This window comes from Actinosynnema sp. CA-299493 (genome assembly GCF_050946825.1).
In the GTDB taxonomy this organism is placed as follows: domain Bacteria; phylum Actinomycetota; class Actinomycetes; order Mycobacteriales; family Pseudonocardiaceae; genus Actinosynnema.
This window is the reverse complement of sequence record NZ_CP191993.1, coordinates 4,886,677-4,899,521: the sequence shown is the minus strand read 5'-3', so window position 1 is coordinate 4,899,521 and position 12,845 is coordinate 4,886,677. Positions and strand designations below refer to the sequence as shown.

Here is a 12,845-nt window from a genome sequence, read left to right as displayed (position 1 = left end):
CGGCCCTCCCACCCGGGTCGGGGGACCCGGGCGGGAGGGGCCCGGTCACACCTTGGCGGGCACCGGGTTGCCGGACGCGGCGATCGCCCTGCGCACCGGCACGAAGATCATCAGCACGAACCCGACGACGAAGAACACCACCAGCGACACGATCGCCAGCCGGAACGACCCGGTCGCCTGGCCGACCCCGGCGAACACCAGCGGACCCAGCCACGACGTGGACCGCTCGCCGACCTCGTAGAGCGAGAAGTACTGCGCCTCCCGGCCGGGCGGGATCATCTGGCTGAACAGCGACCGCGACAACGCGTTCGTGCCGCCCAGCACCAGGCCGATGCCCACCGCGAGCCCGTAGAACTGGACCTGCTGCCCGGCCTGCACGAAGAACGCCGCCGCGACCACCACGATCCACACGCACAGGCTCACCATGATCGTGCGCTTCGCGCCCCACGACCTCGCCACCCGCCCGTGCAGCATGCCGCCCAGGAACGCGACGAACTGCACGATCAGGATCGTGGTGATCAGCACCGTCTCGTCGAGCAGCAGCTCGTCGCGCCCGTACTGGGCCGAGACGTTGGCGACGGTGGCGATGCCGTCGGTGTAGATGAGGTAGGTGCCCAGGAACGCCAGCGTCAGCGGGAACAGGCGGGCCTGCTTGACCGTCTGGCGCAGCTCGGCGAACCCGGCGGTGACGACCGACGCGCCCGACTCGGAGCCGTGCGGCGGCTGGTGCCGCTTGAGCCGCTTGAGCGGGATGAGCGTGAACCCCGCCCACCACAGGCCCGAGAACACGAACCCGACGCGGACCGCCGCGCCCTCGCTCAACCCGATCGCGTCGTGACCGACGAACAGCGCCAGCTGCACCGCCAGCGCCAGACCGCCGCCGAGGTACCCGAACGCCCAGCCGCGGGTGGACACCGCGTCGCGCTCGTCGGGGGCGGCGATCTCCGGCAGGAACGCGTAGTACACGACGACGGACGCGCCGTAGCAGATGTTGCCCAGGACGAACAGCGCGACGCCGAGGTGCCAGTTGTCGCCGCCGACCGCGGCCAGCGCGACCGTCGCGACCGAGCCGGTGAACGCCAGCCCGCCGAGCATGCGCCGCTTGTTCTGGGTGCGGTCGGCGATCGCGCCCATCACCGGCAGCACCACGACCTGCACGAGGGTCGCGATCGACAGCAGGTAGCCCCACAGCGACCCGGCCGGGAAGTAGGCGCCGAACAGGGAGATGTCGCACTGCCGCAGCGACCCGTCGGCGCAGGCGTCCGGGCCGTTGCGGGCGGTGTCGGCGACGGCCGCCTCCTTGGCCACGGCGGTGAGGTAGCCGGAGAGGAACACGGTGACCACCGAGGTGGGGAACACCGAGTTCGCCCAGTCGTACCAGGTCCACCCGCGCTGTTCCCGCTTGCGGTCCACGGCGGGTGCGGTGCTGTCGGCCACGCTCATGGGGGCGGACTGTATATCGCCCGCCACCCGTTGGTGGTGATCACCACCAAGCTGTTGCCAACCGGCCGTCCGCACGTCACGCGGCGTGCCCGGCCCTCCACGGTCGGCGGCAGGGCGGCCACGGCAGGGCGGCCACCGTCAGCGGTCCGCCCAGGCCCCCCGGTCGACCAGCACGTCCCGCAGCCGGTCGGGCCGGTCGGTGACCAGCCCGTCCACGCCCAGGTCCAGCAGCCGCCGCATCTCCGCCCCGTCGTCGACGGTCCACACGTGCACCTCCAGGCTCCGGCGGTGCGCGGCGGCCACGAACCGGCCGTCCACCACCAGCAGCCGGCCCTGCCTCACCGGCACCTGCGCCACCATGCCCCGCACCGGCAGCCCCACCAGCGGCACCCGCCCCGCCGCCCACAGCGCGCCCGCCGACCGCGGCCCCATCGACGTCAGCAGCCCCGGGCCGCCCAGGCGCCGCAACCGGGCCAGCCGCTTCTCCGAGAACGACGCCAGGCACACCCGGCGCAGCGAGTCGGTGCGGCGCAGCGCCTCCAGCACCGGCACCACCGCCGAGTCGGCCTTCACGTCGATGTTCACCCACGCGTCGGGCAGGTCCTCCAGCAGGTCCTCCAGCCTGGTGACCGGTTCCCGCCCGCCCACGTTGGCCCGCCGCACCGCCGACCACGGCTGCCCGGCCACCGGGCCCGTCCCGTCGGTCGTGCGGTCCAACGTCGCGTCGTGGTGCACCACGACCACGCCGTCGGAGGTGGCGTGCACGTCGGTCTCCAGGTACCGGTAGCCCTCCTGGCGGGCGCGGCGGAACGCGGCCAGCGAGTTCTCCATCCCCGACAGCTCGTCGAGGTGCCAGCCCCGGTGGGCGAACGCGCGGGGGAGCGGTCCGGACAGGTACGGGTGCGTCGCGGTCACACCCGGAGTCTGCCCTGGCGGCGTGGCGCGGCGGTGACCGGTGGGTAGCCGGATACCGTCGCCCGCCATGGAGCTGGTGACCGAGCCCGTCGCGGCACGCCGGGAGGAAGCCAGGCACTGCGCCTGGTGCGGACGCCGCCTGCCCGACAGCGGCCGGATCGGCCGGCCTCGCCGCTACTGCGCGCAACCCTGCCGCCAACGCGCCTACGAACGCCGTGCCGCCGTGCAGCGCGGCGGCCTGCCCGAGGACGCCGTCGTGCTGTCCGCGGGGGAGTTGGCCGACCTGCAGGACCGGCTGTTCCAACTGCGGTGCGCCGCGGAGGACGTCGCCACCGCCGCCGCGGACGGCGCCGACGCGGCCGAGTTGCGGCGGCTGGCGGCGGAACTGGTGGACACCGCGCGTGGTCTGGAGCGGTTGCGCTGACCGGTGTCGGCTTGCCCCCCGCGTGTGGTCTCGACCATCATGACGCGCGGGTGGGCGAGGAGGGGCGCGTGAACGGCAACGGCGCGTTGCACCACGAGGTGCTCGACCGGGCCGACGTCGGTTTCGGTGTGACGGACGCGAACGGAACGCTGGCCTGGGTGAACCCGGCGCTGGCGGAGATCCTCGGCGTGGCCGTCGACCACGTGGTCGGCCGGTCGCTGCCCGCGCTGCTGCCCGGCGCGCCCGAACGGCCCCGCGCCGGCCTGGCGCTGCTCACACCCAGCGCCTACCGCAAGGGGCACCGCTGGCTGGAGGTCACCTGCCAGACCCTGCCCGCCACCGACCACGACACCGCCGAGCGGCTGCTGTACCGGGTCGTGGACGTCACCGCGTGGCGCGACCGCGAGCTGGAAGCCACCCACGAGGCCGACGCGCTGCGCCGCGCCCAGGTGCTGGGCCGCATGGGCACGTGGGAGTGGCACGTCGCCGAGGACCGCGTCGTGTGGTCGGACACGCTGCTGGAGATGTTCGGGTTCGGCCCGGGCACCGAACTGGACTTCGACGGCTACGCCGCCCTCGTGCACCCCGACGACCTGTCCATGATCCAGGCCACCCTCGACGAGGCCATGCGGTCCGGCGCCGGGTTCTCCTACACCCACCGCATGCTGCTCGGCGCGGACGGCGTCGAGCGGTGGTTCGAGTGCTTCGGCGAGGTCGTGGCCGACGAGGACGGCTCCCCGCTGCGCGTGCTGGGCACCGCCCACGACATCACCCGCGCCCGCCGCGTGCACGACGAACTGCTCGCGCTGGCCGAGCAGGACCCGCTCACCGGCCTGGCGAACCGCCGCGCCGTCACCCGCGAACTGGAACGGCAGCTCGCCGGCGGCGGCCCCGGCGCGATGCTGCTGCTGGACCTGGACAACTTCAAGGACGTCAACGACCTGCGCGGCCACGCCGTGGGCGACCGGCTGATGAAAGCCCTCGCCTCGACCCTGCGGTCACGCCTGTCGCCGGCGCAGCTGATCGGCCGCCTCGGCGGCGACGAGTTCGCCGTCGTGCTGCCCGGCGCGACCTCCGCCGACGCCGCCCGCGTCGCCGAAGGACTGCGCGATGCCGTAGCCGCGATGCCGCTCGTCGGCGCCGCCCGCAGCATCACCGTGTCCACCGGTGTCGCCGAGTACGGGCCCGGCGACACGTGGGAACTCGTCCTCGCCAACGCCGACCTCGCCCTCTACGCCTCCAAGGCCGCCGGCCGCAACCGGGTCACCGTCTACGAACCCGGCCACTACGCCGACACCGCGAAACGCGTCTCCGTCCTGGACCGGCTGCGCGCCGCGCTGGACGACGGCGGACTCGCCCTGCACGCCATGCCCATGGTGCAGCTGGCCACCGGTACCGTCCTCGGCCAGGAACTGCTGCTGCGCCTGGAGGACGGACAGGACCCCTACCTGGGTCCCGCCGAGTTCCTGCCCGAGGCCGAACGCTCCGACCTCGTCCTCGACATCGACCGGTGGGTGCTGTCCACCGCGATCGACACCCTCGTCGGCCACCCCGACCCGCGACTGCGGTTCAACGTCAACATCTCCGGCCGCACCCTCGAGGACGAGGACTTCGGCGGGTTCGTCCTGGACCGGCTCGCCACCGCCGGCGTCGCACCCGGCCGCCTCGGCCTGGAGATCACCGAGACCGCCGCCGTCACCAACCTCGACGCCGCCCGCGCCCTGGCGCTGCAACTGCGCGCGTTCGGCTGCCGCATCATCCTCGACGACTTCGGCTCCGGCTTCGGCTCCTTCGTCCACCTCAAACACCTGCCCATCACCGGCATCAAGATCGACGGCGAGTTCGTGCGCGGCATCGACGAACGCTCCACCGACGCCGTCCTCGTCGCCGGCATCGTGCAGATCGCCCAAGGCCTCGGCCTCACCGCCGTCGCCGAGTGGGTCGAACGCCCCGCCCAGGTCGACGCCCTCGCCCGCCTGGGCGTCCGGATCGGCCAGGGCTTCCACCTCGGCCGACCCCAACCCCTCGAGCACGTCCTCTCGGCCCAGTCGCAGCCACCGAACGGCGCATTGTCGCCACGCCTGGCCGGTGCGGAGGATGGGGCGCGTTCCTGATCACCGCCGCCCCGCCCCCCGATGGGAAGCCACCTCCGTGCCCGGTACCCCCGACAGCCCCGCACGCGGTGTCCGCCGCGTCGAGCTGAGCACCACCCACCCCGAACCGATCGCCGAGTTCTACGCCCACCTGCTCGGCTGGGTGCTCATCGCCGAACCCGACGGCGCGTTCACCGGCTGGGTCGGCGACCGCCTCGCCGCCCGCGTGCACCCCGGCGACCCCGCCTGGCGCGTCGTGTTCGCCGGCGCCGGACCCCGCGACCTGGACCTCGGCGCCGCCGTCGACTCCGGCCGCGTCCTGCACGGCCCCTGGGCACCCCAGCCCCGCCCCGGCGAACCGTGCTGGGTGGAACTCATGGGCAGTCCCGCCGACGACGACTACTGGGCCGGCGAACTGGGCTGGCAGGTCCGCGACCCCGACGACGGGTTCACCCTCTACGACGCCGGCGCCGGCGACGACCGCCGCCCCGTGGCGGGCCGCCTCACCGCCCCGGGCGGCTGGACCTGCTACTTCGCCGTCCCCGACATCGCCGCGGCCCTCACCGAGGCCACCGACATGGGCGGCACCGTCCTCATCGGACCCAAAACCGTCCCCACCGGCGTCGTCGCGGCCGTCGCCGACCCCGCCGGCACCGTGTTCGCCCTGCTGGAGAACCCGCCCGGCTGGGGCGGCGCCTGGTGCGCCACCCACCGGGCACACGCCTGACCGCCGCCGGGACTAGCGGGACACCCCACCCGGGGACGACGGGTCGGCGGCCAGCCGGAACACGTCGCGCGTCGGGTGCACGTCCACCGGGATGCCCGTCCCCACCTCGACGACCTCCTCGCCGGCGACGAGGTGGGTCGTGGTGAACGGCGGGCGTCCCGGCACGGACACCAGCATCCGGATCCTGGTGCAGCGCTCGTCCTCGCCGCACCACACGCGCTGCGCGGACGTGACCTCACCCGCCACGCGCACCCCGGCCCGGTCCAGCTCACGCCACACCCGCAGGTCCCGCGCGGTGCCGACCACCGCCAACCCCAGCACGAGCGCGGTGAGAGGAGTCCAGATCAGACCGGTCACGACCACGGCCGTCCGGTCGTCGTCGGGGACGTAGCCGCCGACACCCGCCAGCAGGACCAGCGGACCGGCGCACACCACCAGCAACCCGAGCAGCGTCCACACCGGCTGCTCGAACCAGCCCGTCGGGCGGGTCACCGGACCCACCGCCTCCGGGACGTCGCCACCCGTCACGGCACGGCCCGCCCACCACCGGCGGAGAAGTCCGCACCACCTCGCGCAGGTCCAGGCACAGGCGGAATATAACGGACCCGATCACACCGTCGCGACGAATCGGGCACCACGACAGCGGGGGACACCACCCACGCCCCCGCGCCACGACCTGGACGGGGCCTACTACGCCCCCGCGACCAGCTCCGGCGGGAAACCACCCGTCGCGATCGGACCCCAACGGTCGATCGTGACCCGGATCAACGACTTGCCCTGCCGGCGCATCGCGTCGCGGTACTCGTCCCAATCCGGGTGCTCACCGGCGACGCACCGGTAGTAGTCCACCAGCGGCTCCACCGCCTCCGGCAGGTCCACCACCTCGGCCCGCCCGTCGACCTGCACGTACGGACCGTCCCAGTCGTCGGACAACACGCACAGCGTCACACGCTCGTCCCGACGCGCGTTGCGCGACTTCGCCCGCCCCGGATACGTCGACACCACCACCCGGCCCTCGCCGTCCACCCCGCACGTCACCGGGGACACCTGCGGACGCCCGTCGGCACGCGCGGTGACCAGCAGGGCACGGTGGCGCGGCCGCAGGAACCCGACCAGCTCGTCACGGGACACGCGGTCGGCGGTGGCGATTCTCGGCATGCCACCCAGCCTAGGAGAAGACACCCCACGCCGCGCTCCACCGCCCACGACGGCACCACCCCGGCCTACCACCGGACCGGGGGAGAGGGACACGCCCAAGAGGGTTCAGGCGGGAGAGGTTCAGGCGCGGCCGAGGACGTCGGCCACCACGTCCGCCTTCGCGTCCGCGTACTGCTGCACGTACACCCAGTCCCGGGCCGCCAGCTCCCGCTTCGTCCGCTCGTACAACACCCGATCCGCCTCCGACACCCGCAACCGGTCCCGGAACGCCACCATCCGCGCCACCTCCGGCTCGCCCGCCGTGAACACGTGCACGTTCACGTCCGTGTCCGGACCCTTGAACATGCGGTGCTCGAACCACTCCGGCTCCCGCAACCGCAGCACGTACCCCACCGACTCCAACGCCGGCACGTACGACGCCTCGTCCGCCGAATCCGCCACCGCCACCACCACGTCCACGACCGGCTTCGCCGCCAACCCCGGCACCGCCGTCGACCCCACGTGCGCCAACCCCACCACCCCCGCGCCCAACGCGCCCCGGATCCGCGCCGCCTCACGCTCGTACAACCCCGGCCACGCCGGGTCGTACTCCACCAACACCACCCGACCACCCCGCCGCGGCGGCACACCCACGTACGCCGCCCGGATCCGCTCCTCCGACGACCCCACCACCCGCACCTCCTCCCGACCGGCCGACCAGGCCGGAGCGCTCACCGCGGCAGCGTCGACGGCTTTCCCACCGCGAACAGGTCACCCGCCGCGTCCACCCGCTCCCGCACCTCGTCCGCCAGGAACACCAGGTCCTCCACCACCCGGCACGCCTCCACCTCCTCCCACGACACCGGCGTCGACACCGACGGACGCGACCGCGCCCGCAACGAGTACGGCGCCACCGTCGTCTTCGCCGGGTTGTTCTGCGACCAGTCGATCAACACCTTCCCCGTCCGCTGCGCCTTCGCCATCCGCCACACCACCTCCCGCGGCCACTCATCCGCCAACCGCCGCGCCACACCCCTCGCGTACTCCGACGTCGCCTCCGGCGAGGACACCGACACCGCCGCGCACACCTGCAACCCCTTCGACCCCGACGTCTTCACCACCGGCGCCAACCCGTCACCCTCCAACACCTCCCGCACCCGGCACGCCACCCGGCAACACTGCACCACCGTCGCCGGCTCACCCGGATCCAGGTCGAACACCAGCAGGTCGGGGGAGTGCCGCCCACCCCGCGCACCCACCGCCCACTGCGGCACGTGCAACTCCAACGCCGCCAGGTTCGCCAACCACACCAGCGTCGCCAGATCGTCCACCACCACGAAGTCCGCGTACGCCGCGCCCCGCGACGACCCCGGCGTCGACACCCGCACCGTGCGCACCCACTCCGGCGCGTGCGACGGCGCGTTCTTCTCGAAGAACGACTTCCCGTCCACCCCGTTCGGATACCGCCGCACCGTCATCGGCCGCCCCGCCACGTGCGGCAACAACACCGGCGCGATCCGCGTGTAGTAGTCGATCACCTCCGCCTTGGTGAACCCCACCTCCGGGTACAGCACCTTGTCCAGGTTCGTCAGCTTCACCAGACGACCCTCCACCCGCACCACCGCGTCACCCGTCACCGCGCCGCACCTCCCCGGGCGCCCGATCCGGCCGCAACCCCCGCCACGTCGCGAACCGCAACCGGCCATCCGCCGTCCACTGCCGGTACGCCACCTCGCCCACCAACTCCGGCCGCACCCACCGCGCACCCCGCGCCCGCGCCCGCGGCACCCCCGACCCGAACGGCGACTCCGCCACCCCCAACTCCGCCAACCGCGCCGTCAACCGCTCCAACTCCGCCTGGTCGAACCCCGTCCCCACCGACCCCGCGAACACCAACCCGCCCTCACCGTCCGGGACACCCAGCAACAACGCGCCCACCAGACCCCGACGCTTGCCCTCACCCGGCCGCCACCCCCCGACCACCACCTCCTGCGTCGCCACCGCCGTCACCTTCACCCACGACGGCGACCGCTGACCCGGCACGTACCGCGAGTCCAACCGCTTCGCCACCACCCCCTCCAACCCCTGCTCCCGACTCGCCGCCAACACCGCCGCCCCCTGACCCGGGAACGCCTTCGGCGTCAACCAGTGCGCCCCCTTCACCCCCAACCCCTCCAACAACTCACGACGCCGCGCATACGGCAGGTCCACCGTGGGGGAGCCGTCCAGGTGCAGCACGTCGAACACCAGGAACGTCACCGGCGACCCCGCCACCAACCGCCGCGCCTGCGCCGCCGACGCGTGCATCCGCCGCTGCAACGCCCCGAAACTCGGGCGCCCGCCCTCCAACGCCACGATCTCCCCGTCCAACAACACCTGCGTCGCACCCAGCTGCGCACCCAACCCCTGCAACTCCGGGTACGTGCCCGTCACGTCATTGCCCAACCGGCTCGTCAACCGCACCCGACCACCCTCCACCCGGGCGATCGCCCGCACCCCGTCCCACTTGAACTCGAACGCCCACTTCGCCCCCGGCCCCGGCAACTCCACCGCCGGCGTCGCCAACATGGGGGACAGCGACTCCGGCAACGACACCCAGTCCGCCCGCACCGCACCGTGCCGCCGCCGCACCATCCAGTCCCCGCCCCCACCGGCCGACCCGCCGCGGAAGAACACGAACTCACCCTCGACCCGCGAACCGTGCAACACCACGTCCACCTCGCGGTCGGACCACTTCACCGTCTCGTACCGACCCCGGTCCCAGATCACCATCTCACCCGCGCCGTACTCGCCCTTCGGGATCACCCCCGAGAACGACGCGTACTCCAACGGGTGATCCTCGGTCCGCACCGCCAACCGGATCGTCCCCGGCTCCGGCGGCAACCCCTTCGGCACCGCCCACGACACCAACACCCCACCCCGCTCCAACCGCACGTCCCAGTGCAGCCGCGACGCGTGGTGCTCCTGGATCACGAACGTGTCATCCCCACCACGGGGCAACACCGCCTCGTCACCCGGCACCGGCTCCGGCGTCCGCCCCGGAACCCGCTTGCGCCGGTACTCCGAAAGATCCCCGCCCATCCCCGCCGCCACGCCCTCAGGCGGGCTTCGCCTTCTTCTTCGCCGGAGCCTTCCGCGACGACGACCCGGACGACGACCCGGACGACGAGGACGAGGACGAGGACGCCGCGGTCTTCTTCGCCGCGGGCTTCCGCGCCGCCGACCGCCCACCCCGCGCCGACTTCGCCTGCTCCACACTCCGCTCCAACGCCGTCATCAGGTCGATCACCTCACCGGCCTCCTCCGCCTCCGGCCGATCCGGCACCTCCGCACCCTCCGCCTTCGCCTCGATCACCTTCCGCATCGCCACCGTGTAGTCATCCGAGAAATCACCCGGATCGAACGACCCCGCCATGCTCTCCACCAACGACGACGCCATCTTCAACTCCTGCGGCCGGACCTCCACATCCGAATCCAAGAACTCGAAATCCGGCTTCCGCACCTCATCCGGCCACAACATCGTGTGCATCACCAACAGGTCATCACGCGCCCGCACCATCGCCAACGTCTCCCGCTGACGGATCGTGATCTTCACCACCGCGAGCTGCCCACTGCGCTCCAAAGCGGTCCGGAGCAACACGTACGGACGCGTCGCCGCCTTGTCCGGCTCCAGGTAATAGGTCTTCTGGAAATAGATCGGATCCACTTCCGCGACCGGCACGAACTCCAACACCTCGATCGCGTGATCGGTGTTCACCGGCAACTTGTCGAAGTCCTCGGCATCCATCACCACGACCCGACCGTCGTCCAGCTCGTAACCCTTCGCGATATCGGCGTAGGCCACCTCCTCACCGCACACCTGGCACACCCGCTTGTACCGGATGCGCCCGGCATCCTCCCGGTGCACCTGGTGGAACCGGAAGTCGTGCTCCTCCGTGGCCGTGTACAACCGGACACCGATCGTCACCAACCCGAAGGAAATCGCCCCACGCCACACGGACCTCATGCCACGTGACTACCCGCGAACAGCACGATCCGCACCAGGGCATCACTCGAACGGGCTAACAATCACCAGGCCCGGCGACCAAACACCGCAACCCTCAACCACCCTCCCGTCGCAACCGCCCCGACCGCACCCGCTCCACACTCCGCCGCAACGCACCCAACAAATCCACCCCGCCACCCGTCTCCTCCGGCCCCCGCGCCACCGGCACCTCCACCGCACCCGCCGCCTTCGCCTCGATCAACCCCGCCAACCGCTCCCCATACCCGTCCGAGAACACCGAACCGTCGAACGGCGCCGTCATCGACTCCACCAACGACTCCGCCACCGCCAACTCCGCACCACCCGACACCACACCCGAGAAATCAAAACCCGGCTCCACCACCTGACCCGGCCACACCAACGTCTGCAACACCAAACCCCCACCCCGAGGCCGCAACACACCCAACACCTCCCGCCCCCTCAAACCCACCCGCACCACCCCCACCCGCGACAACCGCACCAACACATCCCGCAACACCACATAAGACCCCACCGCCACCCGCTCCGGCTCCACGAAATAAGACCGACCCCACAACACCGGATCAACCTCGTCCGCACCCACGAACCGCACCACCTCGATCGTCCGCTCCACCCCGGCCGACAACCCCGCCAGCTCCTCAGCCTCCACCACCACCAACCGGCCATCCGGCAGCACGAACCCCTTCGCCACCTCCGCCGACCCCACCCCGGCACCGCACACCGAACACACCCGCCGATGCCGAACCCGCCCACCATCCACCCGGTGCACCTCGTGCAACCGCACCCCACGATCCCGCGTCGCCCCGAACAACCGCACCGGGAACACCACCAACCCGAACGACACCGAACCACGCCACAAAGCCCTCATGACACCTGCGTACACCCGTGCGAACATCGACTCACCCAAGTCACCCGCACAGCCCAACCGCCCACACCACCACTACTCCCGCTGCGGCAACCGCGCCAACGACACGTACGTCCGACTACCCGCCACCGCCGCCCGCCGCTCCCGCGCCGTCGCCTCGATGTAGTTCTGCGACGTCGCCAACGACGCGTGCCCCAACAACGCCATGATCTCCGACGCCGACGCGCCGTCCTCCGCCAACCGCGTCGCGAACGTGTGCCGCAACGCGTGCAGGTTCGCCCCCGACGGCACCCGGTCGTGCAACCCCGCCCACCGGAAGCACGACCGCACCAAGTACTCCAACCCACCCCGCCCGATCGGCTCGCCACGCCGATCGCGCAACAACGCCGAACCCCGGTCGAACCGCCCCTGCGGAAAACGCCGCCGGCACGACACCACGTACTGCTCGATGATCCGATCCATCGCCGGCTCGATCGGCACCGACCGATCCCGGTTGCCCTTGCCCGCCACGTGCAACCGCCGCTCACCCGGCCGACCCACCACCGACGCGTGCGTCAACGTCCGCATCTCCGCCGACCGCAACCCCGCCACCAGGCCCAACGCCAACACCAGCACATCACGCTCCGGCCACGGGTCACGACCCTGCCGGGCGCCCTCCGCCGCAGCCGCCAACAACCGCTCCGGCGTGTCCTCGCCCCGCAACGGCTTCGGCACCAGCGGAGGCGTCTTCGGCCGCGCCACCGCCCCCATCGGATTACCCGCCACCAACTCCTCCGCCACGCAGAACGTCAAGAACTGGTTCCACGTCGACCACGCCCGCAACACCGACGACTTCGCGTGCGAGTCCGCGAACACCCCGAACGCCTCCCGCAGGTTCCGCGTCGTCAACACCGACATCTCCAACCGCTCCGGGACAGTGCCCGCCACCTCCGACAACAACGCCGTCACACCCGCCAGGTCCCGCCGGTACGCCGCCGTCGTGTGCGGCGAATCCTTCCGCGGCCGACGAGCGAGGAAGAACGACTCCTGAGCGTCAAGCACCAACATGTCGATCTTCCTACCGCACACCACCGACAATTTCCGAGCACCGGGGGAGCGGACCACCCCGATGGAGCCGCTCTCGCGCATCAGCGAAGCACCCGACTCCGGCCTCGTCGTTCCGCGACAGCTGAGCCGACCCGGGGGAGGAGGTCACTTCGACGTGGAACCGGCAAGGG

Annotated in this window: 13 protein-coding genes; 3 read left to right on the top strand and 10 right to left on the bottom strand. The window is 72.0% G+C overall.

What is annotated here, in order from left to right; translation table 11 throughout:
• Positions 1-45: 45 nt before the first annotated feature.
• Positions 46-1,443 (bottom strand): MFS transporter, encoded by a 1,398-nt coding sequence (locus ACQPYE_RS20285; RefSeq protein WP_498713400.1) that lies wholly within the window; start codon positions 1,441-1,443, stop codon positions 46-48.
• 138 nt (positions 1,444-1,581) lie between these two features.
• Positions 1,582-2,358 (bottom strand): glycerophosphodiester phosphodiesterase family protein, encoded by a 777-nt coding sequence (locus ACQPYE_RS20280; RefSeq protein ID WP_498713398.1) that lies wholly within the window; start codon positions 2,356-2,358, stop codon positions 1,582-1,584.
• Positions 2,359-2,425: 67 nt separating this feature from the next.
• Between ACQPYE_RS20280 and ACQPYE_RS20275 the strand changes: the two genes are divergently transcribed.
• The 3 genes from ACQPYE_RS20275 to ACQPYE_RS20265 all read left to right on the top strand — a co-directional run bounded on the left by ACQPYE_RS20275 (position 2,426) and on the right by ACQPYE_RS20265 (position 5,602).
• Positions 2,426-2,782 carry a hypothetical protein gene (locus tag ACQPYE_RS20275; RefSeq protein ID WP_498713396.1) on the top strand — a complete coding sequence of 119 codons (357 nt, stop codon included), beginning with the start codon at positions 2,426-2,428 and terminating at the stop codon, positions 2,780-2,782.
• Between the two features lie 68 nt (positions 2,783-2,850).
• Positions 2,851-4,896: a putative bifunctional diguanylate cyclase/phosphodiesterase gene (locus ACQPYE_RS20270; protein WP_498713394.1), complete on the top strand. Its 2,046-nt coding sequence runs from the start codon at positions 2,851-2,853 to the stop codon at positions 4,894-4,896.
• Positions 4,897-4,933: 37 nt separating this feature from the next.
• Positions 4,934-5,602 (top strand): VOC family protein, encoded by a 669-nt coding sequence (locus ACQPYE_RS20265; RefSeq protein ID WP_498713392.1) that lies wholly within the window; start codon positions 4,934-4,936, stop codon positions 5,600-5,602.
• 12 nt (positions 5,603-5,614) lie between these two features.
• Here the strand turns inward: ACQPYE_RS20265 and ACQPYE_RS20260 are convergent, their stop codons facing one another.
• From ACQPYE_RS20260 to ACQPYE_RS20225, 8 genes are all read right to left on the bottom strand, one after another.
• Positions 5,615-6,094, bottom strand: coding sequence for a hypothetical protein (locus tag ACQPYE_RS20260; protein ID WP_498713390.1), 480 nt, complete (start codon positions 6,092-6,094; stop codon positions 5,615-5,617).
• 198 nt (positions 6,095-6,292) lie between these two features.
• The gene (locus ACQPYE_RS20255) at positions 6,293-6,760 is read right to left on the bottom strand and encodes a PPOX class F420-dependent oxidoreductase (RefSeq protein ID WP_498713388.1); all 468 of its coding nucleotides are present in this window, start codon (positions 6,758-6,760) and stop codon (positions 6,293-6,295) included.
• 120 nt (positions 6,761-6,880) lie between these two features.
• Positions 6,881-7,474, bottom strand: a complete 594-nt coding sequence (locus tag ACQPYE_RS20250) for a GrpB family protein (RefSeq protein ID WP_498713386.1) — start codon at positions 7,472-7,474, stop codon at positions 6,881-6,883.
• Positions 7,471-8,376, bottom strand: coding sequence for a non-homologous end-joining DNA ligase (gene ligD / locus ACQPYE_RS20245; protein WP_498713384.1), 906 nt, complete (start codon positions 8,374-8,376; stop codon positions 7,471-7,473). Before ligD (ACQPYE_RS20245) ends, ACQPYE_RS20250 begins: the two co-directional genes overlap by 4 nt.
• A complete protein-coding gene (ligD, locus tag ACQPYE_RS20240; protein WP_498713382.1) occupies positions 8,366-9,820 on the bottom strand; it encodes a non-homologous end-joining DNA ligase in 1,455 nt (484 codons plus the stop codon). Before ligD (ACQPYE_RS20240) ends, ligD (ACQPYE_RS20245) begins: the two co-directional genes overlap by 11 nt.
• Before the next feature lie 16 nt (positions 9,821-9,836).
• On the bottom strand, positions 9,837-10,706 hold the full coding sequence (gene ku / locus ACQPYE_RS20235; protein ID WP_498713380.1) for a non-homologous end joining protein Ku: 870 nt from the start codon (positions 10,704-10,706) through the stop codon (positions 9,837-9,839).
• A 133-nt stretch (positions 10,707-10,839) separates the two neighbouring features.
• Entirely contained in the window at positions 10,840-11,631 is a 792-nt protein-coding gene (gene ku / locus ACQPYE_RS20230) for a non-homologous end joining protein Ku (protein ID WP_498713378.1), read from the bottom strand.
• Positions 11,632-11,703: 72 nt separating this feature from the next.
• Positions 11,704-12,675, bottom strand: coding sequence for a tyrosine-type recombinase/integrase (locus tag ACQPYE_RS20225; RefSeq protein ID WP_498713377.1), 972 nt, complete (start codon positions 12,673-12,675; stop codon positions 11,704-11,706).
• Positions 12,676-12,845 lie beyond the last annotated feature (170 nt).

What these genes read in the sequence shown, in the direction of transcription:
- ACQPYE_RS20255 (WP_498713388.1), bottom strand. Translation starts at nt 6,760, where the DNA reads ATGCCGAGAATCGCCACCGCCGACCGCGTGTCCCGTGACGAGCTGGTC.
- ACQPYE_RS20285 (WP_498713400.1), bottom strand. Translation starts at nt 1,443, where the DNA reads ATGAGCGTGGCCGACAGCACCGCACCCGCCGTGGACCGCAAGCGGGAA.
- ACQPYE_RS20275 (WP_498713396.1), top strand. Translation starts at nt 2,426, where the DNA reads ATGGAGCTGGTGACCGAGCCCGTCGCGGCACGCCGGGAGGAAGCCAGG.
- ACQPYE_RS20225 (WP_498713377.1), bottom strand. Translation starts at nt 12,675, where the DNA reads ATGTTGGTGCTTGACGCTCAGGAGTCGTTCTTCCTCGCTCGTCGGCCG.
- ku (WP_498713378.1), bottom strand. Translation starts at nt 11,631, where the DNA reads ATGAGGGCTTTGTGGCGTGGTTCGGTGTCGTTCGGGTTGGTGGTGTTC.
- ligD (WP_498713382.1), bottom strand. Translation starts at nt 9,820, where the DNA reads ATGGGCGGGGATCTTTCGGAGTACCGGCGCAAGCGGGTTCCGGGGCGG.